The sequence below is a fragment of the Pseudomonas sp. A6 genome (assembly GCF_052367875.1).
Taxonomy (GTDB): domain Bacteria; phylum Pseudomonadota; class Gammaproteobacteria; order Pseudomonadales; family Pseudomonadaceae; genus Pseudomonas; species Pseudomonas citronellolis.
This window is the reverse complement of the sequence record NZ_CP198970.1, coordinates 6,043,228-6,067,763: the sequence shown is the minus strand read 5'-3', so window position 1 is coordinate 6,067,763 and position 24,536 is coordinate 6,043,228. Positions and strand designations below refer to the sequence as shown.

Annotated in this window: 20 protein-coding genes; all 20 read right to left on the bottom strand. The window is 66.9% G+C overall.

Annotation, left to right across the window (positions count from 1 at the left end; genetic code table 11):
- Window positions 1–22: 22 nt before the first annotated feature.
- Window positions 23–2,065 (bottom strand): type VI secretion system tip protein TssI/VgrG, encoded by a 2,043-nt coding sequence (tssI, locus tag ACTWJ5_RS26600; RefSeq protein ID WP_444436862.1) that lies wholly within the window; start codon window positions 2,063–2,065, stop codon window positions 23–25.
- 22 nt (window positions 2,066–2,087) lie between these two features.
- Entirely contained in the window at window positions 2,088–3,092 is a 1,005-nt protein-coding gene (locus ACTWJ5_RS26595; RefSeq protein ID WP_444439666.1) for a serine/threonine-protein kinase, read from the bottom strand.
- An 11-nt stretch (window positions 3,093–3,103) separates the two neighbouring features.
- Window positions 3,104–3,832, bottom strand: a complete 729-nt coding sequence (locus tag ACTWJ5_RS26590) for a PP2C family protein-serine/threonine phosphatase (protein ID WP_116425591.1) — start codon at window positions 3,830–3,832, stop codon at window positions 3,104–3,106.
- Window positions 3,832–7,368, bottom strand: coding sequence for a type VI secretion system membrane subunit TssM (gene tssM / locus ACTWJ5_RS26585; RefSeq protein ID WP_444436861.1), 3,537 nt, complete (start codon window positions 7,366–7,368; stop codon window positions 3,832–3,834). Before tssM ends, ACTWJ5_RS26590 begins: the two co-directional genes overlap by 1 nt.
- Before the next feature lie 16 nt (window positions 7,369–7,384).
- Window positions 7,385–8,254: a type IVB secretion system protein IcmH/DotU gene (gene icmH, locus ACTWJ5_RS26580; RefSeq protein WP_116425589.1), complete on the bottom strand. Its 870-nt coding sequence runs from the start codon at window positions 8,252–8,254 to the stop codon at window positions 7,385–7,387.
- A gap of 4 nt (window positions 8,255–8,258) precedes the next feature.
- Window positions 8,259–9,590 (bottom strand): type VI secretion system baseplate subunit TssK, encoded by a 1,332-nt coding sequence (gene tssK / locus ACTWJ5_RS26575; RefSeq protein ID WP_249918840.1) that lies wholly within the window; start codon window positions 9,588–9,590, stop codon window positions 8,259–8,261.
- A gap of 2 nt (window positions 9,591–9,592) precedes the next feature.
- The gene (gene tssJ / locus ACTWJ5_RS26570) at window positions 9,593–10,078 is read right to left on the bottom strand and encodes a type VI secretion system lipoprotein TssJ (protein ID WP_253391427.1); all 486 of its coding nucleotides are present in this window, start codon (window positions 10,076–10,078) and stop codon (window positions 9,593–9,595) included.
- A 5-nt stretch (window positions 10,079–10,083) separates the two neighbouring features.
- Complete coding sequence (tagH, locus tag ACTWJ5_RS26565; RefSeq protein WP_444436860.1) at window positions 10,084–11,283, bottom strand: type VI secretion system-associated FHA domain protein TagH; 1,200 nt, start codon at window positions 11,281–11,283, stop codon at window positions 10,084–10,086.
- Window positions 11,284–11,302: 19 nt separating this feature from the next.
- Complete coding sequence (locus ACTWJ5_RS26560; protein ID WP_249918841.1) at window positions 11,303–11,443, bottom strand: type VI secretion protein; 141 nt, start codon at window positions 11,441–11,443, stop codon at window positions 11,303–11,305.
- Between the two features lie 54 nt (window positions 11,444–11,497).
- Window positions 11,498–13,012: a sigma-54 interaction domain-containing protein gene (locus ACTWJ5_RS26555; protein ID WP_249918842.1), complete on the bottom strand. Its 1,515-nt coding sequence runs from the start codon at window positions 13,010–13,012 to the stop codon at window positions 11,498–11,500.
- A gap of 10 nt (window positions 13,013–13,022) precedes the next feature.
- Window positions 13,023–15,599 carry a type VI secretion system ATPase TssH gene (gene tssH / locus ACTWJ5_RS26550; RefSeq protein ID WP_444436859.1) on the bottom strand — a complete coding sequence of 859 codons (2,577 nt, stop codon included), beginning with the start codon at window positions 15,597–15,599 and terminating at the stop codon, window positions 13,023–13,025.
- A gap of 13 nt (window positions 15,600–15,612) precedes the next feature.
- On the bottom strand, window positions 15,613–16,629 hold the full coding sequence (gene tssG, locus ACTWJ5_RS26545; RefSeq protein WP_444436858.1) for a type VI secretion system baseplate subunit TssG: 1,017 nt from the start codon (window positions 16,627–16,629) through the stop codon (window positions 15,613–15,615).
- Entirely contained in the window at window positions 16,593–18,371 is a 1,779-nt protein-coding gene (gene tssF, locus ACTWJ5_RS26540; protein ID WP_058072780.1) for a type VI secretion system baseplate subunit TssF, read from the bottom strand. Before tssF ends, tssG begins: the two co-directional genes overlap by 37 nt.
- 144 nt (window positions 18,372–18,515) lie before the next feature.
- The gene (locus ACTWJ5_RS26535; protein WP_245322942.1) at window positions 18,516–18,761 is read right to left on the bottom strand and encodes a hypothetical protein; all 246 of its coding nucleotides are present in this window, start codon (window positions 18,759–18,761) and stop codon (window positions 18,516–18,518) included.
- Window positions 18,762–18,837: 76 nt separating this feature from the next.
- Entirely contained in the window at window positions 18,838–19,662 is an 825-nt protein-coding gene (locus ACTWJ5_RS26530; protein WP_245322943.1) for a hypothetical protein, read from the bottom strand.
- Window positions 19,663–19,673: 11 nt separating this feature from the next.
- Window positions 19,674–20,171, bottom strand: a complete 498-nt coding sequence (locus tag ACTWJ5_RS26525) for a PAAR domain-containing protein (RefSeq protein WP_074986232.1) — start codon at window positions 20,169–20,171, stop codon at window positions 19,674–19,676.
- A gap of 10 nt (window positions 20,172–20,181) precedes the next feature.
- Window positions 20,182–20,589 (bottom strand): type VI secretion system baseplate subunit TssE, encoded by a 408-nt coding sequence (gene tssE / locus ACTWJ5_RS26520; protein ID WP_043273235.1) that lies wholly within the window; start codon window positions 20,587–20,589, stop codon window positions 20,182–20,184.
- Window positions 20,590–20,603: 14 nt separating this feature from the next.
- On the bottom strand, window positions 20,604–22,079 hold the full coding sequence (gene tssC, locus ACTWJ5_RS26515; RefSeq protein WP_074986237.1) for a type VI secretion system contractile sheath large subunit: 1,476 nt from the start codon (window positions 22,077–22,079) through the stop codon (window positions 20,604–20,606).
- Between the two features lie 27 nt (window positions 22,080–22,106).
- On the bottom strand, window positions 22,107–22,610 hold the full coding sequence (gene tssB, locus ACTWJ5_RS26510; protein ID WP_043273230.1) for a type VI secretion system contractile sheath small subunit: 504 nt from the start codon (window positions 22,608–22,610) through the stop codon (window positions 22,107–22,109).
- 32 nt (window positions 22,611–22,642) lie between these two features.
- Window positions 22,643–24,199, bottom strand: a complete 1,557-nt coding sequence (gene tssA, locus ACTWJ5_RS26505) for a type VI secretion system protein TssA (RefSeq protein WP_074986240.1) — start codon at window positions 24,197–24,199, stop codon at window positions 22,643–22,645.
- Window positions 24,200–24,536: the final 337 nt, after the last annotated feature.

Below are 24,536 nucleotides of genomic sequence, written 5' to 3'. Positions count from 1 at the left end.
AGCGCGCGACCTTGCCTGGTGTTCAGAAGGAGAAATTGACCATTCGGGGCCTGTCGATCGTCCGCTCCAGCGGTTGATTGGCCAGCGCCTCGTCCATCGGCCCGCCGGCCTTGTCCGCATCCGCGGCGCCCGGTTGCAGGGGGGACTTGAGGGCGATGCCCGAACCGCTGCCCGGCGAGCCGCCGGCGTTGATCTTCGCCAGCGGACCGAACACGGTGACACCGCTGGCGTCGAGCTTGATGAAGCTGCCGCCGGCCTTGAGGGTCAGTTCCTGGCCGGCCTCGATCACCAGTTTCTGCCCGGCCTTGAGGTGGATTTCCCGGCCGGCGCGGGTCAGCTGGGCATTGCCCAGGCGGATGTGCTGGTTGTTGGCCACCGCCAGGTGGTCGTCGAGCTTGGCCTCCACCTGGCGGTCGAGGTGGATGGTCTGGTGCTCCTCGGCCTTGAACTCGCCGTAGGCGTTGGCTTCCACGGTGTCGTGGCGCTCGTGGCCGACGCGGATCCTCTGGTCGTGCTCGATGTTCTCGTCCCAGTCGCGCTGGGCATGGATGAAGATCTGTTCCTGGCCCTTGCGGTCCTCGATGCGCAGTTCGTTGTAGCCGCTGCCGCCCGGCGAGCTGTTGCTCTTGAACAGGGTGCGGGTCTTGTGGGCCGGCAATTCGTAGGGCGGCAGGTGCTCGGCGTGGTACAGGCAGCCGCTGACCAGCGGCTGGTCCGGGTCGCCTTCGAGGAAGTCCACCAGCACTTCCATGCCGACGCGCGGGATGGCCACGGCGCCCAGGGCGTTGCCGGCCCAGCCGCTGGCCACGCGCAGCCAGCAACTGGTCTTGTCGTCGGCCTGGCCCTCGCGGTCCCAGTGGAACTGCACCTTGACCCGCCCGTACTTGTCGCAGTGGATTTCCTCGCCCGCCGGGCCGGTCACCACGGCGGTCTGGGTGCCCAGCACCCGCGGCTTGGGGTGGGCCAGCGGCGGGCGGTAGTGCACGTCCCAGGGGGTGGCGAGGAAGCGGTTGCGGTAGCCCTGGTGGAAGTCGTCCTGGCTGTCGGCGGTGTCGCTGGTGATGGACTCTTCCAGCACCTGCGGCTGCCTGCCTTCGTGCAGCACCTCGGTGAGCAGCCAGAGGTCGTTCCATTCGCCGCGCGGGTGCTCGGACATTTCCAGGAAGTGGCCGCTGCACAGGCTCGGCTGGTCGCTGCGGCCCTCGGCCTGGCGATAGTCGGCGCGGTGCCTTTCCAGGCTGCGCTGGCTCAGCAGCTTGCCGCGCTCGCGGTCGGTGAAACGACCGGGGTAGTCGTAGTCTTCCAGGTCCGGCTGGTCCTGCTCCTGCTGCGGCCGGTAGGCCGCTTCCATGCGCAGGCGCGGTTTCTGGAAGTCGTAGTCGCGGCGGGTCACGCGGCTGGTGCGGCCTTCCAGGCGCAGGACGAAGCCCTTGATCACCGGCTCGTCGGCCACCAGGCCGGTATCGGCGATGTAGGGTGTGGGCTGGCCCAGGCGCGGGAAGGCGGTCTGGTCGTCGCCGAACACCAGCAGGTGCCCGTCGGGGCTGTGCTCGAAGTGGTAGTGGAGGCCCTCCTCTTCGCACAGGCGCTGGACGAAGTGCAGGTCGCTCTCGTCGTACTGGGTGCAGTAGTCGCGCGGCGGGTAGACGGTGGGGCCGAGCTGGAAGCGGTAGGCGTCGGCGAGGATGCCGTGCTCCTCCAGCACCCGGGCGATGATCTGCGGCACCGTCAGCTGCTGGAAGATGCGCTGGTTGCTGCGCAGCGCGAGGTAGGCCAGCTGCGGTGCCAGGACCACCCGGTAGCGGGTCAGGCGCTGGCCGGCGTCGCCTTGCCCAGCCAGTTGGATCAGCCCGTGGACGCCCGGCCCGCTGGGGCTGAAGGCGAGGAACGCGGGCTTGTGCAGCAGGGCTTCCAGGTCGAGGCCGGGGCGTTCGCTGACCAGTTCCAGTTCGAAGCGGTAGGGCTGGCTGATGGCTTCGCGACCGTGGAAGCGCAGGACCTGGAAGTCGTGCTCCAGGCCGTCGAGGGTCAGGCTGAAGTGGGTCTGGTTGGCCGGGTTGAACATGCTCGGGCTCCCTGTTCGAAAGTCATCCGTTGCGCCACCGGAACCAGCGGCGCAGCCCCTGGGGTGGCAGTGTGCGGAACGCGTCGCGCAGTTGCGCGACGCTGATCTGGCGGTTCGCTTCATTCAGTGCGAGTGCGCAGCGCAAGGCCTGCCAGGCCGGGCGCGGCAGTTGCGCGGGAGGCACCAGTTGCTGTTCCAGTTGCATGGCCCTGGCCTGCTTGGCGTTCAGGCGCCGGTACGGGTGGGTGCCGCACAGCAGTTCGTAGAGCACGCAGGCCACCGCGTAGAGGTCGCTGGCCGGCGACAGCGGCGCGCCTTCGAGCAGTTCGAGGGCGGCATAGCGTGGCGTCCAGGCGGCGATGCGGGCGCGGCAGAGTTTCGGCAGGCCGTCGAGCAGGCCATCGCGGGCCTGGCCCAGGCCATAGTCGAACAGGCGCAGCCCGTCTTCGCCGAGCATCACGTTGCTGGGCTTGAGGTCGCCGTGCAGCACGCCGCGCTCGTGGGAATAGGCCAGGGCGTCGAGCAGCGCGCCGGCCACTTCCCGGAACTCGTCCCAGGGCAGCCCTTGCGGGCGCTCGCTGAGCAACTGGTCGAGGGTCAGGCCGCGCATCAGTTCCAGGGTGATGAAGGCGCGCTGGCAGGCGGTGTCCACTTCGAAGCTGTGCAGGCGCACCACGTGCGGGTGGCGCAGGCGCATGGTCAGGGCGTATTCGCTGTAGAGCAGGGCGCTGGCGTCGGGGTATTCGGCGAACTCTTCGCTCAGCACCTTGAGCGCCACATAAGGATCGGGATCGCCGAACTGCTCGCGCAGCAGGTCGCGGGCGCGGTACACGGCGCCCATGCCGCCGACGCCCAGCAGGCGTTCCAGGCGGTAGCGGCCGCCTAGCACTTCGGGGAGCGCCTGGGGGCTGAAGGTCGGCGTGGCCGGGGCCGGCGGCGGTTCGCTGCCGGCCAGCGGCACGGCGCGCTCCGGGTCGATGAAGGCGAAGTAGGTGAGGTTGCCGGCTTCGGCCTGGTCCGCGGCCATGCTCTGCTTGCTCACCGGCGGACCACCACGGCGGTGAGGTTGTCGCGGGCCATGCCCAGCAGCGCGTGGTCGAACAGGCGTTCCAGCGCGGCAGTGGGCGAGGCCAGGCTGAGGGCGTAGCCCAGGGCTTCCTGGCTGACGTACTGGTAGAGGCCGTCGCTGCACAGCAGGAAGGCGTCGTCGGGGTAGACCAGCAGTTCGAGGATGTCGAGCGTCAGGTCGTCGCTGGCGCCAATGGCGCGGGTCAGGGCGTGGGCCGAAGGGTGCCGGCGGGCGTCCTCCGGGCTCAGGCCCTGTTCGTCGATCAGTTGCTGTTGCAGCGAGTGGTCGCGGGTCAGTTGGTAGAGGCGCCCGCCGCGCCATAGGTAGCAGCGGCTGTCGCCGGCCCAGATGCAGGCGGCGCGCTGGCCGTCGAGCAGCAGGGCGGCGACGGTGCTGCCCATGATGCGCGAGGGCTGGTCGGCGGTGACCGTGAGCTCCTGGCCGAAGCGGCGGTTGAGCCAGTGCAGGCACTGGCGCAACTGCTGCAGGCGTGCCTCGAAACCGCAATCGCTCGGCAGCGCTGCGATGCTTTCGACGATCAGCCGGCTGGCGCGGTCGCCGCCATGGTGGCCGCCCATGCCGTCGGCGACCACCCAGAGGCCGCGCTCCGGGCAGTCGAGGAAGGCGTCCTCGTTGCGCGCACGGACCTTGCCGGGGTCGGTGCGCGCGGCGCTGCGCCAGGGCCTGGCGGACGGCATCAGAGCGACACCGGCAGGCGGAAGCTGCGCAGGGTGCCGAGGTCGAACGGGTTCGGCGAGCGCTGCGCCAGCACCAGGTAGTTGGCGCGCAGGCCACTCAGATCGGCCTTGAGCATCAGCACGTCGCGCCCGCTGTGGTACTCGGTGCGCATCTGGTCGAAGAGGCGGAACAGTGACCAGGGGCCGGTGTTCTTCTCCAGGCTCACGCGGCGCCCGCCGAGTTCCTCGAGGACCAGGCTGGTGCGGCCGTCGTCGGCGTCGGTGGGCCATTTGAAGGCCACCGGCACGATGGGGCCGTGACGGTATTCCAGCTGCTGGTCGCCGAAGCGGAAGTCGGCGCGGCTCAGGCTGGAGTCGATGGAGTAGGGCTCCAGCTTGAACTGCACCTGGGGCTCGGCCGGGTTGTCGGCGAAGAAGCTGCGGCGGATCGCCTGGGCGTAGCCCATCTGCTCGAGGAAGGCGCGCGACATCGGCAGGCTGTGGCCGTCGACGCTGCGCAGCCGGTAGTTGCCCGGATCGCCGCTGACGAAGGGCTGCAGGTAGCTTTCGAAGAAGCGGTCGGCGATGCCCTGGGCCTTGAAGAACTCGCGGAAGTCGGCGATGGCCACGTCGCTGCTGCTCTGCGGGTTGAACGGATAGCGCTTGTTGATGGCCTTGAAGTAGAAGCTGTACAGCTCGCTCTGGTAGCGCTGGTTGAGGTAGATGTAGGCGTCGCCCAGCACCAGCGTCCAGCTGTCCTCGGCGAGCAGGGCCAGCCAGCCGTTGACCGGCTGCGGCAGGCGCGTGGCGGCGTTGCGCAGGTTGGCCAGGGCGTCGAGCTGCCCGCCCATGCGGTTGCGCGCCAGTTCGAAGGCGGCCTGCTGCGGTTGGCTGGCGCGGGCCAGGGCGGCCAGTTGCAGTTGCAGGTCGTTGAGCGCTTGCATCACCGGCGCCAGGTCGGCGGTGGGGCCGCCGTTGTCGTCGAGCAGGCGGTGCAGTGGCTCGAAGCGCCGCTGCATGGCTTGCCGCGCGGTATCCGGCAGGTTCTTGGCGAGGGCGTCCTGGGCCTGTTCGGCGGCGGCCGCCGCCATCTTGCCGACCTTGCCCAGCTTGCCGCCGGCATCGCTGGCCGCGCCGGCCGCTGCGGCGACATCCCCGGCGTTGTCCGCCAGGCCCGGGATGCGGGTGTTGTCGCGCACTTCCTGGAGCAGTTGCAGCAGCGGCGAGTTGGCCGCGGTGAGCCCGGCCACTTCGTCGGCGCCGCGGCCGGCGTCGACCACCGGCTGCAGGCGCACCTGGTTGACCGCCTCGCTCCAGTGGTTGGCGTAGTCGCGGAAATACAGCTGCTGCAGCTCGACCATCAGGCGGCTGAGGTCCTGGCCGCTGAGGCTGCTGCCTTCGCCGAGCACCCAGTTGTCGCGGAGGATCTCGCGGACCATGGGCGTGCCCTGGGCGATGAAGTACTGCTGGTAGCCGTTGCGGGTGTACAGGCCGGGAATCACGTAGTCGGTGCCGGAGAACAGCGCGCCCTGCGGGCCCAGGTGCTGGCTGAGGTGGTACTGCGGCAGGTCGCGGGCCTGTTCGCGGAGCACGCGGTAGACCACGCTGGCCAGGGATTCGGCGCGCAGCACCTGGCGTGCCTGTGCCACCAGTTGGTCGTTGAGCGGGTAGACGAAGGGCAGTTCGAGCAGGCGTGCGAAGTGGCTGCCCAGGCCGTTCTGCACCACGGCGTCGCCGCTGTAGCGCAGCGACCAGTCGGCCGCCAGCCAATCCTTGAGGAAGGCCGGGTCGCGGCGTTCCGGCAGGTTGAGCATCAGGTAGGCGCGCAGGCTGCCGAGCAGGCGCTCGCGGTCGCCGAGGTTGGCGCGGATCTGCCCTTCGAGGGTGCGGGCGACGCGCGGCAGCAGCTGGCTTTGCAGTTCGCGCTGGTAGGCCGTCTGCAGTACCGGGGTGCTTTTCTCGCCCTGGTACAGGCCGCTGCGTTCGAGCAGCGAGACATCGCCCTTGGGCGGGAACACCTGGCTGGCGGCATAGGCGCTGTCCAGCGCCTTGAGCGCGGCCCGGGCGTCGTCCTGCGGGGCCAGCGCGGCGTGCTGCTCCTGCAGTTGGCGGTCGATGTCGCGCACCTGCTCCAGGCGCCCGTGGTTGCTGGAGAAGCTGTTGGCCCAGAGCAGGCCGAACAGGCCGAGGACGACCAGGGCGGTGGCGTAGACCGCACGTTGTCCCCAGTTGATGCGACGGCGCTCTTTGTGGTCGAGCCCGGCGAGGTCGGCTTCGGGGAAGATCACCCGGCTGAACAGGTGCTGGATGAAGCGCGAGCGGCCATTGCGCAAGGTCGGCAGGGCCTTGGTGGCGAGCCCGGTGTTGGCGCCGACCTGGGCGGTGCTGTTGTCCACCTTGGCGGTCAGGTGCGGCGCGCTGGTCAGGTAGAAGCCGCGCAACTGGGTGGCGCGCTGGTAGCGGTTGCCGGTGAAGGCGGTGTCGACGAACAGGCACAACTGCTCGCCGATCTGCCCGAGCTGGTGCGGGAAGTCGAGGATGCGGCCGCGGCGCTGGGTATCGCGCTCCTGGTGCATGCGCATGATGATCTGGCTGTGCAGGCGGCGCAGCAGTTCCTCGAACTCCTGGCGCAGCACCGTGATATCGGTGCCGTTCTGTTCCTTGCGGAAGCTGGTGCCGAGCACCTGGTCGCTTTCCTCGCGGGACAACTGGTCGAAGAATTCCTCGAAGCCGGCCAGTTTGTCGGCCTTGCTCAGCACCACGTACACCGGTACCTCGACGTGCAGGCGCTGGTGGATTTCCAGCAGGCGCGCGCGCACCTGGTGGGCCAGGAGAGTCAATTCCTCCTCGTTGCCGCGCTGCAGCAGGTCCACCGGCAGGTTCACCAGCACGCCGTTGAGCGGGCGTGCGCGACGACGCTTGCGCAGCAGGTCGAGGAGCGTCTGCCAGGCGCTGCTGTCGACCTCGCTGGCCGGCTGCGTGAGGTAGCGCCCGGCGCTGTCGATCAGCACGCCGTGCTCGGCGAAGTACCAGTCGCAGTAGCGGGTGCCGCTGGTGTCGCGGGTCAGCTTGCGGTCGATACGGTTGATCGGGAACTCCAGGCCGGAGAAGTCCAGCAGGCTGGTCTTGCCGCTGCCCTGCGGGCCGAGCAGCAGGTACCAGGGCAGCTCCTGGCGCCAGCGCTCGCTGCGGCCGCGGTAGAGGCTGGAGACCTTGAGGGTGTGCAGGGCGTCCTTGAAACGGCTGCGCAGCTCGCGCTGCTCCTCGTCCATCATCTCTTCGCGGCGCAGGCGCTCCTGGCCATCTTCGCTCTCCTGTTCCTGCTTGCGCCGGCGCGTGCTGCGCCAGCTGACGAAGACCATGAACAGGCCCCAGGCCAGGAAGAGCACGGCGATGCTCAGCAGCCGCGCGCTGGCGCCGGCCCAGAACTTGTGGTCGTCCACCGCCAGCAGCGGGCCGGCGAACCACACCAGCAGGGCCAGCAGGAGCACCAGCAGCAGGCTCCAGACCCAGGTCCGGCGCAGGAAGGCGCCGGTCTTCTTGAGGAAGTTCTTCATTACACCAATCCCTGTGTTACGACGTGGGCTCGACCGCCGCCGGGTCGAGCTGCTGATAGGGTTGCAGGACGCTTTCGCGCTGTTCGCCGAGGACCCAGGCGAAGCCTGAATAGATCACTCCGAGGCAGACCAGGGTGAACAGCGCCACCAGCCACCAGGGCACGATACGCACCAGGCCGCGGCGCTGGTCGCGCAGGCCTTCCCAGTGGGGGGACAGTTCGCGCGGCACGTCGCCGCGCAGCTGGCGGATCTGCCGGTAGAGGCTGTCGCGGATCGCCTCCAGTTCGAGCAGGCCGCGTGGCAGCACCCGGTATTTGCCCTCGAAGCCCAGCGCCAGGCACAGGTACATCAGTTCGAGCATGTGCAGGTGCTTGACCGGGTTGCGGGTCACCTGTTCGAGCAGCTGGAAGAACTTCTCGCCGCCGAAGGTCTCGTTGTGGAAGTTGCTCAGCAGGCTCATCTGCGCCCACTCGCTCTCGTTGCCCCAGGCCGTGGTGACCACCGCCTCGTCGAGCACGGTGCAGAGCACGTAGCGGGCGGCCATCACCTGGCCGTTGTCGGCGCCGTCCTGCAGGGCGAGCAGCTCGAACTGGCGAACGCCGTCGGACAGGCGCTGGTTGAGGCCCTGCAACTCCTCGCCGGCCGGGCTGTGCTTCAGCCGCACCACTTCCGACAGCAGCTCGGCGGCGGCGCTGACCAGCGGATTGAGGCCGATGTTGATGGCTTCCGCCGGGCGCAGGCGCGCGGCGTAGATCATCCGCTGCTCCAGGTGCTCGAAGCGTGGCGGCTCCTCGAGGTCGGTCAGCGGGCCGCGGGCCGGCTCCTCGGTGCGACGGTCGAGCAGGACGGTCTTGTCGTCCTGCGAATAGTCCATTTCCTTGATCATGCGCTCAGTTCCTGATGGCCCAGAACTTCAGCTCGAGTCCGGGGAATTCGTCGGTGACGTGGAAGGCGAAGCCGCCGGAGCGTTCCAGTTGCGCCTGTTCTTCCGGGCTGAGTTCGAGAACGAAGTAGGTCTTGTTGGCGTGGAACGGGATCTGCCGCGGAGCCACCGGCAGCGGCTTGATGCGGACACCCGGAAGGTGCAGGTTGACCAGTTGGCGGATGCGCTCCACCGGGCCGGCCTTGAGGTGCGCGGGCAGGCGCTGGCGCAGTGTCTCGGCGTCGCACTGGGCGCTGGCGGCGAGGACGAAGGAGGCGCTGCCGAGCAGTTTGTGGTCATGCAGCGGCGAGACCAGGATGCCGTACTGGCGCTGTTGCAGGACCAGCTCGATGGCGTGCTGTTCCAGCACCATCGACAGCACCTGGCGGATCGCTTCCATCAGCTTGCGGAAGCTGGCGCCCTGGTCGCTGTGCTGGTAGCGCCCATCCAGGCGCGGGCGCTTGCTGTCGCTGGCGAAGGTGGCCAGTTCGCCGAGCATCGCCAGCAGGGTGCGGTAGACCTCCTCGGGGTGCACCTGCTCCAGGTCCATGCAATGCCGCAGGACCAGTTCGGTGCGGTTGATGAGTTGCAGCATGAGGAAGTCGCCGACCTCGGCGCCGCCCACTGTACCGGTGGAGCGGATGCGTTCGGCCAGGGTTTCGCCGCGGTGGCCGAGCATGCTGACCACTTCCTTCAGGCACGACAGCAGGTAGCCGCTGGCGTGGAAGTGCAGGTGCGTGGGAATGAACTCGGGGTCGAGGGTGATGCCGCCTTCCGGCGAGGTGTCGAGGATGTCGCAGAGTTTCAGGCGCACGTAGGCCTGGTCGTTGCGCTGCTCGCCCAGCAGCAGCTGGAAGTCGGGGTGGGCGCAGGTGACCTGGCTGCTGCTGTCGTCACCGGCGTTGGAGTCGGCCACTTCCTGTTCGCGGCAGGTGTAGCGCGCGAGGAAGTCCAGCTGTTCCGGGCGCCGGGCCTCGATGTGGTTGCCGGTGACCAGCGGCAGGGCCAGGTACACCGGGGTGTTGCTGGTGTTCGACGGAACGTCCACCGCCAGCGGTTGGGCGAGCTTGCCCAGGTCGAACAGGGTGCCGTCGGGCAGTACGCCGGAGGCGCGGTTGAGCACCAGCTTGCCGATGGCCAGGCCCTGGGTGTCCACTTCCTGTTCGAAGAAGCCCCAGCTGTAGCGGTTCAACAGGCGTGTGCGGGCCTTGAGCTGGTGATCGTAGTAGCGATCGTTCTGCTGGAAGTGCTGTGGGCGCAGGAGCATGCCTTCGCGCCAGATGACCTTGTGTGCCGTCATGCTCAGTCACCCTTCTTAGCCAGGCTGGCGCCCAGATAGTGGATGCCGTCCTGTTCCAGGCGCAGCTGGGCACGGGTCTGCCGTGTCGGGGTGAGTTGCACCACGTAGCGCCACTGGCTTTCCGGCAGGTCGCGGTAGGCGGCGAGCACGCCGACGTAGCGGCTGCCGTCGTTGACGCTGAGCTTCAGTTCGCGCTTGTCGCCGGGGCGCAGTTCCAGTTCTTCGCTCGCCACCAGGTCGGGGGCGAGGGATTCCTTGGCGCGCTCGTAGAGGCTGAAGAAGTCGGCGTTCTCGAAAGCCACGGGATGCTTGAGTTCGAACAGGCGCACCACGATCGGCGAGGGGCGACCGTTGAGATCGGGGTTGAGCTGCTCGCTGGCGCTGAGCTCGAGGTCGAGCTTGGTCAGCCGGGAATAGGGCGAAAGGCTCGAGCAGGCGCTGCACAGGAGCAGCAGGGCCAGCACGACGAGGGGTTTCATGCGGGGCATGGGAATCATCCTTGGGAGTCGCTGTTGAGGGTGGCGATCAGCCGGACCTGTTCTTCGTAGGTCTGGGCGAAATCGCGGGCGAGCAGGCGTTCGCTCCACTCGTCGTCCTGGCGCAGGCTCTGGTGGTAGCGGCCATAGGCACGCCAGTGGCCGGCGGCGCCGGCGAAGCGTGAGACCTGGCCGTCGCGTTCGAAGCGCAGCGCCAACTGTTCCGGGGCGAAGTGTTCGAGGGCCTCGCGCACGGCGGCGCGGCTGGCGCTGAGCAACGCCACCTGGTGCGCCTGCAGGTCGCGGAAGGCGCGGGCCACGGCCTGTTCGGCGGGCAGTTGGCCGGGCTTGCCGGGGCGCAGCAGGGCGTTGAGCGCATCGTGGCTGTCGGCGCTGTGCTTGAGCGGGTTGTTGCCAGCGCCTTGCACGGTGGTCAGGGCCAGGCGCAATTCGTTCTTCAGCTCGGTGCGTGTGCGCAGGCTCTGTTGCAGGCCGCCCACGCACTGGCGCAGCAGGCGCGCGGCGTCCACTGCCAGGGCTTCGCGGGCATCCTGGTCGAGGTTGTCGAGGGGCACCCCCAGCGCGCCGGCGAAGCGTTGCCAGAAGCCGTCCGGCTGACGTTGCGGCTCGGCAGGCGGCTCGGCGGCCGGCGCCGGCTGCGGGGCAGGCACCAGTTCCGGCAGGGGCAGGCTTTCCATGTCGATGCGCGCATAGTCGGCCTGCTGGCGCGCCGTCTGCTGGTGGGTACCGAGCAGGCCGAAATCGTCGCTCTGCACGTAAGCCCGCTCCTGCTGGTTGAGAGCGGCCAGTGGGTCGAGGTCGAGGAATGCGTCGTCCGGGATGATGCTGCCGGCCGCGCTCGGGCGGCCGACCTGGTCGAGGAACTGCGCAGGGTCCTGGACCAGACGCGCGCGGATCTCGAAGTCGCCCAGGCAGTACACGCAGCCGTGCTCGATGCGCTGGGCCTCGCCCTTGCGCAGGCGGGCCCCGCTCTCCTTGAGCTGGATGCCGTTGCTGCTGGTGTCGGTCAGGTAGAAGGCGCCATCGCGGTAGCTGATTTCGGCGTGGTGGCCGGACAGGTGCCGGCGGCGATCGGGAATCACCCAATCGCAGTCCTCGGCGCGGCCGATCACTCCGCCGGCCTGCTTGAAGGTCTTGTTGGTCAGTAGCCCGGGCACGAATTGCTGGGCGCTCACCATTTCGAAAACCAGTTCCATGGTCGTGGACTCCTTGCGGTCAGTTGCCGCGGTTGAGCGTCTGCGGGTCGCCCAGCGGGCGGTAGTCCTTGTCGTTGAACTTGTAGTTGCCGCTGCATCCGGTCAGGCCGAGCAGAACGGCCAGGGTGAGCAGCGCGGCGCGCCAGGGAAGAGGGGACATCGGACGACCTCCGGTTGATGGCAGAGCGGTGATGGATGGGCTCGACATGGAAGCTCAGGCCTCCGTCGAATGGATGTTCAGGCGCCCCAGGCGATACAGCAGGGTGCGTCGTGGCAGGCCCAGCTCGCGGGCGGCCAGGGTGCGGTTGCCGCCGTTCTTGCGCAGGCAGTCGAGCAGCAGGGCACGTTCCACCTGTTCCAGGCGTTCACGCAGGTTGAGGCTGCGGTCGGGGTCTACCGGTTCTTCGCGCAGGACGAAGTGCGAGGGTTGCAGTTCGCCGCTTTCGCAAAGCAGCACGGCGCGTTCGACCATGCCCTTGAGCTCGCGCACGTTGCCGGGGAAGGCATAGGCGGACAGGCAGTCCAGCGCGGCGTCGGACCAGTGGCAGAGGTCGCGCTGGAGAAAGGCGCAAGCCTTGTCGGCGAAGTGCCGGGCCAGGCGCGGGATGTCTTCGCCGCGCTGGCGCAGCGGCGGCAATTCGATGGGGAACTGCGCCAACCGGTAGTAGAGGTCTTCGCGGAACTCCCCGGTGGCGACCATCGCATTCAGGTCGCGGTGGGTTGCAGCGATGATCCGCACGTCGATGCGGTGGGTGCGGGTACTGCCCAGCGGCCGCACTTCGCCCTCCTGCAGCACCCGCAGCAGCTTGGCTTGCAGCGGCAGGGGCATGTCGCCGATCTCGTCGAGGAGCAGGGTGCCGCCGTCAGCGGCGTCGAACAGGCCCTGGTGGTCGCGGTCGGCGCCGGTGAACGCCCCCTTGCGGTAGCCGAACAGCTCGCTTTCCAGCAGATGCTCCGGCAGCGCCGAGCAGTTCTGCACGATGAAGGCACTGCTGCGGCGCGGCCCGCAGTCGTGGATGGCGCGTGCCACCAGTTCCTTGCCGGTGCCGGTCTCGCCCTGCAGCAGGATGGTGTAGGGGCTGTGCAGCACCTTGCCGATCATCTGGTAGGTCTGGCGCATGGCCGGGCTGTCGCCGATTAGGCCGTAGCCGCTGGCGCAGGGGCTCGCCGGGGTGGATACCGGGGGGGCTTCGCCCCGGCGCAGACGCAGGCGCTGCAGCAGTTGCAGCTGCGAGAGGGCGAAAGTGCCCAGTTGTTCCAGCGAGGCGGCGAAGCCTCCCAGTTCATGGGCCTGGCGACCGACGCACAGCAGCAGGCCTTGCACCGCCTGTTGGCCATCCTGCAGGGGTACGCAGAGCAGGGCTCGCCACGGTTGCCCGCCGTTTGGCAGGAAGGCGGTTTCGTGCAGGCTGGGGTTGAGCTCGGCGAGGCTCAGTACACGGTTCTGGCAGAGGCTGTATTGCAGCAGTTGCTGGTCCTTGTAGTCGGCCGGCAGGCTGGTTGCCTCCCGCGGTTGCAGGCGCCCCTCCAGGCACTCCGCATGCAGCCCCAGGCTGGTGTGGGTGGCATCCAGCAGGTACAGCTGGACCAGTTCGCATCCGCTGAGCGCTCCGGCCGCGCGGACGAACCCGCCCAGCAGGCCCTGGGCGTCCGCTGCCCGGGCCAGCTCGTTGTAGTGGCCGAGCAGGCTTTCGGCATAGCGCAGCGGCTGGGAGATGCGCTTGAACATGACCGGCACCTCAGGCGAACTCGCAGGTAACGGCCGCGCCACCATCGAGGGTGGCGTGTACGCGGTTCAGCGTTTCGCCCACGGCCATGGCCTGCAGCAGGCGGTCGGCGATCTGCGGTAGCAGGTGCTGGTCGAGCAACTGGTCGATCAGGCGGGCGCCGCTGTCGCCCTGGGTGCAGCGAGCGGCGAGGTGTTCGACCAGGGCATCGCAATGGCTGAACTGCAGCTGGCGGCGCTGCAGGCGGTCGCCCAGGCGGGCCAGCTTGAGGCGCACCAGTTCATGCAACACTTCACCCTCCACCGGGTAGTAGGGCACCACGCGCATGCGGGCCAGCAGGGCCGGTTTGAAGTGACGGCTGAGCGCCGGGCGGATGGCTTCCTCGAGCGCCTGGGCGCCGGGCCGCTGGCCATCGGCGCAGAGTGCGGCGATGCGCTCGCTGGCGAGGTTCGAGGTCATCAGGATCAGGGTGTTGCGGAAGTCGATCTCGCGGCCTTCGCCGTCGTTGGCGATGCCTTTGTCGAAGATCTGGTAGAACAGGTTGAGCACGTCCGGGTCGGCCTTCTCCACCTCGTCCAGCAGCACCACCGAGTAGGGCTTCTGGCGTACTGCCTCGGTGAGCATGCCGCCTTCGCCGTAGCCGACGTAGCCGGGGGGCGCGCCGATCAGCCGGGACACGGTGTGCTTCTCCTGGAACTCGGACATGTTGATGGTGGTGAGGAAGCGCTCGCCGCCATACAGCAGGTCGGCCAGGGCGAGGGCGGTCTCGGTCTTGCCGACGCCGCTGGGGCCGACCAGCAGGAACACGCCCACCGGCGCGTCGGGTTTGTTCAGGCCGGCGGCAGTGGCGCGCATGGCCCGGTCCAGCGCCTGCACCGCCTGTTCCTGGCCGCGCACGCGCTGGCGCAGGTCGGCGGCGAAGCTGGCGACCTTGGCGTTGTGCTCGCGGGCCAGTTGCGACAGCGGTACGCCGGTCCAGTGGCTGATGACCTCGGCGACCAGCCGCGGGCAGACCTCGAAGCTGACCAGGCGTTCGTCCTGCTGGGCTTCGCGCAGGGTGGCGTGGGTCTGGTGCAGGCGTTCTTCCAGGCCTTCCGAATCCTCTTCCGCGTCCTCGCGGGCCCTGGCCAGGCGTTGGCGCAGGTCGAGCAGTTCGTTGGCCAGCTCACGCTGACGTTGCCAGCGCTGTTCCAGCTCGGTCTGTTCCGCCGCGGCCTGTTCCAGGCGTTGCTGCAATGCTTCCAGGGCCTGATCGTCGACCGCCAGGCCAGCCTCGCGGTCGCGGCGCAGGGCCTGGCGCTGGCGCTCGCCTTCGGCCAGTTCGCCGCGCAGCCGCTCCAGGCTTTCCGGAGCGGCGGCCAGGCTGATGCGGACACGGGCGCAGGCGGTGTCGAGCACGTCCACGGCCTTGTCCGGCAACTGGCGGCCGGCCAGGTAGCGCGCCGAGAGCTCGGCCGCGGCGACCACGGCGTCGTCGCGCAGGTAGATGCCGTGGCTGGATTCGTAGACCTTGGCCAGGCCACGCAGGATGGTCACCGCCTCGGCCACGCTGGGTTCGTGCAGTTGTACCGGCTGGAAGCGCCGCGCCAGCGCCGGGTCCTTCTCGAAGTACTTCTTGTATTCGGTCCAGGTGGTCGCGGCTATGGTGCGCAGCTCGCCGCGCGCCAGGGCCGGCTTGAGCAGGTTGGCCGCATCCGAGCCGCCGGCCTGGCCGCCGGCGCCGATCAGGGTGTGGGCTTCGTCGATGAACAGGATGGTCGGTCGCGCCGCGCCCTTCACTTCTTCGATGACGCCCTTCAGGCGGCGCTCGAACTCGCCCTTGACGCTGGCGCCGGCCTGCAGCAGGCCCATGTCCAGGGACAGCAGTTCGACGCCCTGCAGCGCCTCGGGCACCTCGCCGGCGACGATGCGCGCGGCCAGGCCCTCGACCACGGCGGTCTTGCCGACCCCGGCCTCGCCGACCACGATGGGGTTGTTCTTCCGCCGCCGCGCGAGGATGTCGATCATCTGGCGGATGGCGCCGTCGCGGCACAGCACCGGGTCCAGCCGGCCTTCGCGGGCCTGGCGGGTGAGGTTGTGGGTGAAGCGCTCGAGCATCGACTCGCCGGGATTGGCGGCGCCAGTGGCGGGTTGCCGCTCCTGCTGGGCCAGGGCGTATTCGCGCAGGCGCTCAGCGTTCAGTCTGGCCAGCAGCTCCTGGTAGTGGCTACCGGCATAGCGCAGGGGATTGCGCAGCAGGGCGAGGATCAGCGCGGCCTGGTCGATCAGGCTCTGACGCAGTTCCAGGTTGGCCACCAGCAGGGCGTCCTGCAGCCACTGCATCAGCTCCACGGCGAACACCGGGTTGCGCGAGGCGCTGTTCTCGGCGCGCGGCTGCAGCGCCGCCGCCAGCTCGCCGACGCCCACCCCGGCATCCTGCAGGGCGCGTTGCAACAGGCCCTGGGGGCGTTCCAGCAGCGCCAGCAACAGATCCTCGACGAGGATCTTGCTGCCGTTGCGGGCCACGCAGCGCTCGGCGGCGCCCTCCAGGTCGCGGCGGGTCTCGGCGTCCAGGGCCTGGACGAGTTGTTGCAGGTCGAGGTTGATCATGGGTCATCGGTCCTTAATGAATGCGGCTGCCCAGGGTGACGATGCCGTCGGCACGCTCCCGTCCCAGCCAACTGGTCCAGCCCAGGCGGCAAGGGTTGTCGGCGCCTATGCGTAGCTCGCGGATGGCCTCGTGGTGCAGTTCCAGGCGCAGGTCGTAGTCCAGCGGGTCGCGCAGGGTGAAGCGCACCAGGGCGCAGAGCGGTTGATAGCCGTTGCCGATCGGCAGGAAGTCGTGGAAGCGCCCCCAGTCGAGTTCGCGGATGTGGATGCGGAACTTGCCGCTGCGGTCGCGTACCTGTTCCCCCAGCACCAGGTCCTCGCCCAGGCGGCTGTTGGCCAGGCCGAGGCGGTTGCGCTGGTCCGCCTGGATGCACACGCTGCGCTCGATGCACTGCTCGATGAAAAGCGCGGCGTGCTTGAAGTAGTAACGCAGCACCGCCTCGATCAGCGCTGCGGAATGGGCTCGCAGGCTGAGCAGGCCCAGGTACGGCAGCAGGCGTTTCCAGTTCAGCTCCTCGGCGCGGCGCAGCTGCTCGCCGCCCAGGCCGATGAGGGCGAACAGGCGCTCGGAAAAGGCGTCCAGCGCGCCCGTTTCGAAGCGGGCGTGGTAGCGGTACTTGCGCCAGATCGGCAGCAATAACCGGTGCAGGCGGTGATGGAAGAGGTCGAGGAAATCGCGGGTCGGGTTGCCGTCCTCGCTGTCGCCCAGCGCCTGCTCGCCATAGAAGGCCGGCAGCGGCGAGCCGGAGCCGCACAGGCTGACCAGATTCAGGCGCAGGCGCGCGCGCGGCTCTCCGTTCTCCTCGAAGAACTGCACGCTGTGGATATCGCTGCCGGGAAAACCCAGGCTCGGGTTGGCCTGGAACTCCAGGCGCTCGTAGAGCGCCTCGTCGCTGCACGGCAGGCCCTCCGGGGTCGCCTGGCGCAGGCGCTCGATGACCAGGAGCACGGCCTGGAACAGCGAGTACTCGCGAATGTCCCGGCTGAGCCGGCTCAGAGCAGGGGCTGCTGTCCCATGCGCGGTGTCCATTGGTACACCTCTCCCTGTGTGCTTTTCACCTGCAACTCGTGGTACGAGTTGAGGCTGGCGTAGAGCGCGAAGAATTCATTGAGCACGGAAGCGAAGACGAACATGTCGCCTTCGCCGATGTAGCCTTGCGGGTCGATCGTCAGCTCGGTGCGCAGGCCGCGTACCGGCAGGCCACGGTGCAGGCGGTCGACCGGTTCGTGACGGACCGAGCGCAGGCCGTTGAGCAGGTTCTTGCTGACCTTCTCGGCCTGCTGGTCGTAGTAGCGCGGCAGGTCGTACGTCTCGAGGATCACCTTGAGCGCCTCGATGTTGGCCAGCGACAGGTAGTTCAGCGACATGTTGCTGATGAGCTTCCAGAGGAAGTCGCGATTCAGCGGCGGCGCGTAGCTGGACGTCACCGGGGTGATGTTGCGGAAGCTGAGGAACTCCGGGGTCTTCTCGCTGGCCAGGTTGATGTCGCCCAGCTTCAGGCGGCGCGGCAGGTTCTGGTTGGTGCAGGTCAGCTCGATGGACAGAGTCTCGTGCTCTTCGTAGTCGCGCACGCCGAAGCTCAGGTAGGTGTCCAGGCCGTCGTGCAGCAGCGAGGAACGCTGGCGCACGCTGTAGTGCGGGCGGCTGCTGGGCACGTCGAAACTGGCGTCGTGCTCGAAGGACTCGAACAGCACGTATTCCTGGTGGCCCAGGCCGCCGGGACGCCAGCCAGTGACGTTCTCCACGGCGAAGACGCCGCAGTTCTGCACGTCGTACTCGGCGGGCAGCAGCAGGTATTCGTCCTGCTTGCCATCCAGGCGGATCGGCAGCGCGTCGTGGCTGAACAGATTGGCGATTGGCGTGCAGTGCAGCTTGAGGTTGTCCAGGGTTGGCCGCAGGCGCTGGATGCCGCTGCGGCGGATGTCGAAACGCAGCTCCAGGCCGCGTACCTGCTTGAGCTTGTCCTCGGGGAGGGTGCGCAGGCGGTCCAGGCCCAGCAGGTCGACGAACAGGAACTTGTCCTGGAAGGCGAAGTATTCCTGCAGGAAGCGATAGCCGCGGAAGGTATTGAGCGGGTAGGGGATCAGCGCCTCGTCTTCGGCGAAGCCGACCGGCTGCACCCGGTCGCCCGGCAGGCGCATCGGCTTCTCGCCTTCGACGAGGGGCTTGTGGTCGCCGTCCAGCGGTACCAGCTCGACGTTGTCGAGGTCGTGCACCAGGCCCAGGTAGAGCATCTGGCTGATGTAGCGCTCGCCGGCCAGGTAGAAGCGCAGACGGTTCAGCTGCAGTTCGCCGAGGTGGCCATCGCAGGTCATTTCCAGGCGCAGGCTGAGCAGCGCGCCATCGCCCTTCACCGAGTAGTTCAGGCCGCTGGTACGCAGCGCCACGACCTCGGTCGGGTAGCAGGTACGGAAGCGGCAGCGCACGTCGGCGATGGGCTGGCTTTCCACGGGCGTATCGCGCGGGACCAGCAGCGCCGGGCCGGGATGCGGCAGCGGATCGAACTGTAGGATGCTGAACGCCGGCAGTGGCCGCATGTAGTTCGGCCACAGCAGGTGCATCAGTGAATGGGTCAGTTCCGGCAGTTCATCGTCGAGCTTCTGCCGCAGGCGCCCGGTGAGGAAGGCGAAACCCTCCAGCAGGCGCTCGACATCCGGATCGCGCCCGCTCTGCGCAAGGAACGGCGCCAGCGCCGGGCTGCGCTCGGCGAAACGCCGGCCCAGCTGGCGCAGGGCGCTCAGTTCGCTTTGGTAGTAGTGGTTGAAGGACATCGGGTGCTCTTCCCTGTAGCTGTTTCAAGGCGGGCCCGGCAGCCCCTGGTTTTCTGGTTTTCTGGTTTTCTGGTTTTCTGGTCCGGTCATCTTTGCGCAGGCATTTCGAGGGGATGCCTGGCTTCTTTTCCGTCCGTTGCCTGGTTAGCGGATGCTCTGCACTTTGGCTTGGCACCACGTCCTGAAATCGTCCTTCTTGAAGGACGGGCAGGACTGGTTCTTGCTCATGACTAGGTATTCCCGGCCGGGCTCGTAGGTGAAGTGGTAGTAGTTGTTGCGATCTTCGGCATAGAGCCAGTAAGCGCCCGAGCCCTCACTGATCACGTACGGGGACAGCGTCAGGATCGAGGCTTGCGCAGGGATGAAGTTGGTGCGATCCATGAGCAGCATCAGTGCATTGCTGGCAAGCCGTGTGAATAGCAGGATGCTCAGTAGGGCGATGGCTACGAGTAGTAGAACGATTCGTTTAGCGTTCATAGAAGTACAGAGGCGAAGCACCGGTTTTGGCGCGCTCCAGGAGTGCCATCGCATCACTGGCATATTTCTCTGCCAGGGGACCCGACCCGTTATAGGCTCCGATAACCGCCTTGAGCTTGTCTGGTGCCAGGGGGCCGCTGTGACAGGGTGTTGCGGTGATGCGATCGATCAGTTGTCGAAGATGCGCAGCGGCGTAGTAAAGATCGGCCTTCCAGTCATCACCGGGAATCCGGGTGTCTTGGTCGAAACCGAAGATCCGGTACTGCACATCCTTGGGCATCGGCTTCTTGCAGTAGTAACTCTCGGTATAGGTCGCGGCGTCTCTCAGGGTCTTTCGACTCATGTTGACGAACCCGCTGGAACTGCCAGCGACCTTGTCGGGGACGATATCGAAGGCCACCTCGTCGACGATAGCGAGGAAGGTCGTCAGTGAGCGTTCGCCGAACTGCAGCGCCTGCAGGGTTGTGCTGGCGCCAGGACCGTTTTCCTGTTGCAGGATCACCGCGAGCAGCAGATGCGGAATTCCGTGGTAGTGAGCCGCGTCCTTGATCCAGCTTCGGATTTCCGTATCGGAAAACCTAGTTCGTAGCAGGTCTTCGCCCTTGGGGGCATACCAGATGATCTGTAGGGGAGATGGCAGGTCGCCACGGTAGCTGGGGATGGATTCGTATCCGTTCAGCGTAGTCACCTCCTTGCCGGTACAGCGGCAATAGGAGACCACTACCGGTGCGGTCTGCTTGGCCTCAGACGAAGTGGACTCGCCAGCCTTTACGTAGTTCACGCCTTCTTTCTGGCGCTTGGGCTCGTTAGCCATCGCTCTGTCCCTCAGAATTCGATGAAAATTTCGAATTTTTCGGCCTGGGAATGTGCCGCCAGGCGATGGGTCAGGCCGTTCTCGTCAGAGATACCACTTTCCTCAGTGCCATCCTGGCGGACAATCAAATAGCGGGTGTTGGCCAAAGGATCGCCCAGGCTGTTCGTCAGCAGGCACTGAGCATCGAAGCCAAAGGCAATCGGTAGCGGTGCCACGAAAGATGCGGGTGAATGGGTACTCCCGATAAGCACCGTCCCCGACCCACCAACGACCACATTGCCATGGCTACCCACGCTGCCGACCACGACGGCCGGCTTGCCGTTGATCAGCACGTTCGGGATCACGTTGCCGGCCATGGCGCCGCCGCAAGCGGACGGGTCGCCTTGTCGAGCGGCGGGCAGGCCGTCGAAGAGCACGTCGGGGGAGCCGGCGGCGATCGGGTTCACGCCGTGGCCCGGGACGGGGCAGGCGGTCGGGTCGGTGACGCGGGCGGCGGGTTTTCCGGACATGGGGTTCTCCTTAGCTGACCTGGACCTGGCCGCTGCCATTCAGGCTCGCGGCGAAGCTGACCGGACGCTTGAGGCCGTCGACTTCGAGCACGCCTTCGATGGAGAAGGCGAGGTGCAGCGGGTCGCGCTCGCGGGGCAGGGGGCTCACACGGACATTCGACAGGCGTGGCTCATAGGCTTCGATGAAGCGCTCGATGGCATTGCGGGCCTGGTTCAGGGCGTCGTGCAGGCTCAGGCGCATGTCGTTGAGGTCGGGCAGCCCGTAGTCGGGCAGCGTTTGCACGCTGCCCGCACGGGTGCTGAGCATCTTGGCCAGATGGGCAGCCACCGACGCCATGGCGGCGACCTCCCGGCTCCAGCCGGCACGTTGGCCGGCTTCGCCGCCGAGGCGTTCGAAAAGGCTGCCGTATCCGCTCATCGCTCAGCTCCTGCTCATTCCTTGTCGAGCTTGCCGACCAGCGACAGGGTGAAGTCCGCCCCCATGTACTTGAAGTGCGGACGCACGCTCAGGCTGACGCGGTACCAGCCCGGCTCGCCGTCGACATCGCTGACCACCACCTGCGCGGCGCGCAGCGGACGGCGGCTACGGACTTCGGCGCTGGGGTTCTCCTGGTCGGCGACGTACTGGCGAATCCACTTGTTGAGTTCCAGCTCCAGGTCGGTGCGCTCCTTCCAGGCACCGATCTGCTCGCGTTGCAGCACCTTCAGGTAATGCGCCAGGCGGTTGACGATGAACAGGTAGGGCAACTGGGTGCCGAGCTTGTAGTTGAGCTCGGCGATCTTGCCTTCCTCGCTGATGCCGAAGTTCTTGGCCTTCTGCACCGAGTTGGCGGAGAAGAACGCCGCGTTGTCGCTGCCCTTGCGCATGGTCAGGGCGATGAAGCCTTCCTCGGCCAGCTCGTACTCGCGGCGGTCGGATACCAGCACCTCGGTGGGGATCTTGGTCTCGATCTCACCCATGCTCTCGAAGTGGTGAAGCGGCAGGTCCTCCACCGCGCCGCCGCTCTGCGGGCCGATGATGTTCGGGCACCAGCGGAACTTGGCGAAGCTGTCGGTCAGCCTGCTGGCGAAGGTATAGGCCGTGTTGCCCCACAGGTAGTGCTCGTGGTTGTTGGCGACGTTTTCCTTGTAGACGAAGGTCTTCACCGGGTTGTCTTCCGGGTCGTACGGGTTGCGCAGCAGGAAGCGCGGGACGGTCAGGCCGACGTAGCGCGCGTCCTCCTGCTCACGGAAACTCTGCCACTTGGTGAACTGCGGGCCTTCGAAGTGATCGCGCAGGTCCTTCAGGTCCGGTAGCCCGGTGAAGCTTTCCAGGCCGAAGAACTTCGGGCCGGCAGCGGCGATGAAGGGCGCGTGGGACATGCTGGCGACGCTGGCCACGTACTGCATGGTCTTGACGTCGGGCGCGCTCGGGTCGAAGTAGTAGTTGGCGACGATGGCGCCCACCGGCTGGCCGCCGAACTGGCCGTACTCGGCGGTGTAGATGTGCTTGTAGAGGCCGGACTGGACCACTTCCGGGGAGTCCTCGAAATCATCCAGCAGGTCCTGCTTGGAGACGTTGAGCAGTTCGACCTTGATGTTCTCGCGGAAGTTGGTGCGGTCGATCAGCAGCTTCAGGCCGCGCCAGGACGACTCCAGTGCCTGGAACTCGGCGTGGTGGAGGATTTCGTCCATCTGCTGGCTGAGCTTGGCGTCGATCTCGGCGATCATCCGGTCGACCAGGGCCTTCTTCACCGGTTCGCCCTGGTTCTGCGGCTTCAGCAGCTCCTCGATGAAGGCCGACACGCCGCGTTTGGCGATGCCGTAGGCGTCGTCGTCCGGGCTCAGGCGGGTTTCGGCGATGATGCGGTCGAGAATGCCGTATTCGGTGCTGGCGCCGCCGTTTTGCTGTACTGCGCTGGTGCTCATGTGTTGGCTTCCTTTTCAGTCCTTGGCTCAGGCGTCCTGCTCGTTGCCGTCGAGGCCGAGCTCGTTGAGTACGCGGCCACGCGATTCCTCGTCGGCGAGCACGCCCTCGATGGCCTTGCGGAAGGCCGGGGCATTGCCCAGCGGGCCCTTCAGGGCGACCAGGGCTTCGCGCAGCTCCATCAGTTTCTTCAGCTCCGGCACCTGGTCGACCAGGTTGGCGGGGTTGAAGTCCTTCATCGAGTTGATCTTCAGGGCGATGGCCAGTTCGTCGCTGCCACCTTCGTCCTGCAGTCGGTTCGGCACGCTCAGGGTGAGGCCCAGTTCCTGCTTGGCCAGCACTTCGTCGAAGTTGTTCTTGTCGATGCCGATCGGCTTGCGATCCTCGACCTTGCGTTCGTCTGCGCGCTGGGTGAAGTCACCGAGCACCAGTACCTTCAGCGGCAGCTCGATTTCTTCCTGAGCACCGCCGGTAGCCGGCTTGAAAGTGATGTTGATGCGTTCCTTGGGGGCTACCGAGCCTTCTTTGGCCATGGCATGTCTCCTTTGCGTTAGGGCCCGAAGGCCTAGTCGAGCACCATCTCGAGGTCGAGATGGCACAGCCTGCGATAGACCTCGTCCTTGCGCTCGCGCACGGCATGGTTCTGCGGTAGCAGTTCGCAGCAGCTGTGCAACAGGTGCAGCACCTCCAGGGCGAGGTCGGGTTCCCAGTCGTGCAGGCCGGTGTCCTGCAGTTCCTGGTCGAGGGATTCCAGTTGGGTGCGGGCCAGTTCGTATTTCTTGGCCTGGTAGCACAGGCGCGCCATGCTCAGTTGCCAGAAGAAGCGCTGGCGGCCGCCATAGGCGCTCTGCAGCCCCTGCTTGAGCTGCTGTACCGCGGGTTTCAGGCCGTCCTTGCGCAACACCGGCAAGGCTTCCTGCAGGGCCAGTTCCCAGGCTGGGAGTTCCTGGCTCACCGGCACTTCGCGGATGCTGGCCGGCGCCTGCAGATGGGGAAGGACATAGGCGCTGATCCAGGCGCGAGTGGCCGGGTCGGCGAAAGGGCTGCCATCGTGGAAGCGCAACTCGACCACCCCGGGCAGCCGCTGCAGGAACAGCGCCAACTGGATTTCCACTTCACGCATGGCGTGTTCGGCGTCCAGCGCCTGCAGGCACTCCCAGGCCAGGCGCTGGCCGTCGAACCAGAAGGGCGAACGCGCGAGACTGCCTTCCAGGTCGACCAGCAGGTCGGCGTAGTGGCCTTTCTCGAAACGCTCGCGGTAGTTGTTCAGCTTGTCCTGGGGCAGACCGCGCAGCGCCGTGAGTTGTTCGGCATTGCGTTCTGGCAGGTTGTCTATCGGCAGCCACAGCAGGGTGCGGTTCAGGCGCAGTGCGCGCAGGTCGGTGGCCTTCTGCTTCAGCCACCAGGCGCAGAGCGGGCGGGCCCCGTCCTGCTGGGCGCGCAGGGCCTTGTGGGCGTCCTTCTCGTTCTCGATGCTGCTGACAGGCGCCAGCAACTGAGTGGCGGCCTGCTTCACCTGGGCCATGACCGCGCCGACCGGCCCCTGTTCGGGCTGCGCCTGGGAGGCCCGCTGGACCATCGCCTCCAGGGCCCTCTGCGGCGGAAGCAACCTGGGGACATCATCGCCCAGCTTTTCGTGGAGGAGCTCCTCCAGCTTCTTGAGGGTATCGGCCAACTGGCGGAACAACGGCAGCTGCTCCTTTACCGCAACATCGTCGGCGAACAGGGGCTCCAGACGTGTCGCCAGCCATTCCAGGGCTGCCGCTCGGGTCCGCGGCTTGCGCGGGTGGACATCATCCCAGTGCTGCTCGCAGAGCCGCAGGAGCATCCCCAGGCCGGCCAGCAGGCCGGAAAAGGATTCGCGTTGCTGCAGGGCCCAGGTCAGCCAGGCAGCGACGCGTAGATCCTTGGATTGCTCTCGCAGCAGGCGCTCGCTGCCCTCCAGGATCTTCTGCCAGTCGATCGGGCCGCCGCCATGCAGGGAGGTGGCCTTGCTCAGCTCGGTTTCCAGCGCTTCGAATTCCACCGAATAACGGACGTCCTCGCCGGCGTAATTCACCTGCGAGGCAGGCGTATCGGCCAGTTCGAGATAATGCGATGCAAGTTTTCTGGTGTGGCTCATCCCTGCAATCGTTCCGTGATTAGGCTGAACTATCTATATGACGCCGTACTAAAAGTTCCCGTATGAGGTTCCCGGACGGGCGATCGGCATTCCTGGGTGGCAAGAAACTGCCGGCCAAGTGGCGGGCAATAGTGCATGTATTGATCAAGGATGTCTTGTAGGACATTGGCTATTTTATTTGTAGGATTTTCAAGTCCAAATGAGGTCGTGTGAGTTGGCGCACACAACCCTCATTCCTTTTGAATGGCTCTAGAATGATGGTTTTCAGCGGTTTTACAGGTGCTTTTTCGCGCTTTTCAGCATTGCTAAGAAATTTCTTAATCTCCGATTAATGCTG

Excerpts from the sequence above, each read along its gene's own strand:
- tssI (WP_444436862.1), bottom strand. The coding sequence starts at position 2,065 with ATGTTCAACCCGGCCAACCAGACCCACTTCAGCCTGACCCTCGACGGC.
- ACTWJ5_RS26595 (WP_444439666.1), bottom strand. The coding sequence starts at position 3,092 with ATGGCCGCGGACCAGGCCGAAGCCGGCAACCTCACCTACTTCGCCTTC.
- ACTWJ5_RS26590 (WP_116425591.1), bottom strand. The coding sequence starts at position 3,832 with ATGCCGTCCGCCAGGCCCTGGCGCAGCGCCGCGCGCACCGACCCCGGC.
- tssM (WP_444436861.1), bottom strand. The coding sequence starts at position 7,368 with ATGAAGAACTTCCTCAAGAAGACCGGCGCCTTCCTGCGCCGGACCTGG.
- icmH (WP_116425589.1), bottom strand. The coding sequence starts at position 8,254 with ATGATCAAGGAAATGGACTATTCGCAGGACGACAAGACCGTCCTGCTC.
- tssK (WP_249918840.1), bottom strand. The coding sequence starts at position 9,590 with ATGACGGCACACAAGGTCATCTGGCGCGAAGGCATGCTCCTGCGCCCA.
- tssJ (WP_253391427.1), bottom strand. The coding sequence starts at position 10,078 with ATGCCCCGCATGAAACCCCTCGTCGTGCTGGCCCTGCTGCTCCTGTGC.
- tagH (WP_444436860.1), bottom strand. The coding sequence starts at position 11,283 with ATGGAACTGGTTTTCGAAATGGTGAGCGCCCAGCAATTCGTGCCCGGG.
- ACTWJ5_RS26560 (WP_249918841.1), bottom strand. The coding sequence starts at position 11,443 with ATGTCCCCTCTTCCCTGGCGCGCCGCGCTGCTCACCCTGGCCGTTCTG.
- ACTWJ5_RS26555 (WP_249918842.1), bottom strand. The coding sequence starts at position 13,012 with ATGTTCAAGCGCATCTCCCAGCCGCTGCGCTATGCCGAAAGCCTGCTC.
- tssH (WP_444436859.1), bottom strand. The coding sequence starts at position 15,599 with ATGATCAACCTCGACCTGCAACAACTCGTCCAGGCCCTGGACGCCGAG.
- tssG (WP_444436858.1), bottom strand. The coding sequence starts at position 16,629 with ATGGACACCGCGCATGGGACAGCAGCCCCTGCTCTGAGCCGGCTCAGC.
- tssF (WP_058072780.1), bottom strand. The coding sequence starts at position 18,371 with ATGTCCTTCAACCACTACTACCAAAGCGAACTGAGCGCCCTGCGCCAG.
- ACTWJ5_RS26535 (WP_245322942.1), bottom strand. The coding sequence starts at position 18,761 with ATGCTGCTCATGGATCGCACCAACTTCATCCCTGCGCAAGCCTCGATC.
- ACTWJ5_RS26530 (WP_245322943.1), bottom strand. The coding sequence starts at position 19,662 with ATGGCTAACGAGCCCAAGCGCCAGAAAGAAGGCGTGAACTACGTAAAG.
- ACTWJ5_RS26525 (WP_074986232.1), bottom strand. The coding sequence starts at position 20,171 with ATGTCCGGAAAACCCGCCGCCCGCGTCACCGACCCGACCGCCTGCCCC.
- tssE (WP_043273235.1), bottom strand. The coding sequence starts at position 20,589 with ATGAGCGGATACGGCAGCCTTTTCGAACGCCTCGGCGGCGAAGCCGGC.
- tssC (WP_074986237.1), bottom strand. The coding sequence starts at position 22,079 with ATGAGCACCAGCGCAGTACAGCAAAACGGCGGCGCCAGCACCGAATAC.
- tssB (WP_043273230.1), bottom strand. The coding sequence starts at position 22,610 with ATGGCCAAAGAAGGCTCGGTAGCCCCCAAGGAACGCATCAACATCACT.
- tssA (WP_074986240.1), bottom strand. The coding sequence starts at position 24,199 with ATGAGCCACACCAGAAAACTTGCATCGCATTATCTCGAACTGGCCGAT.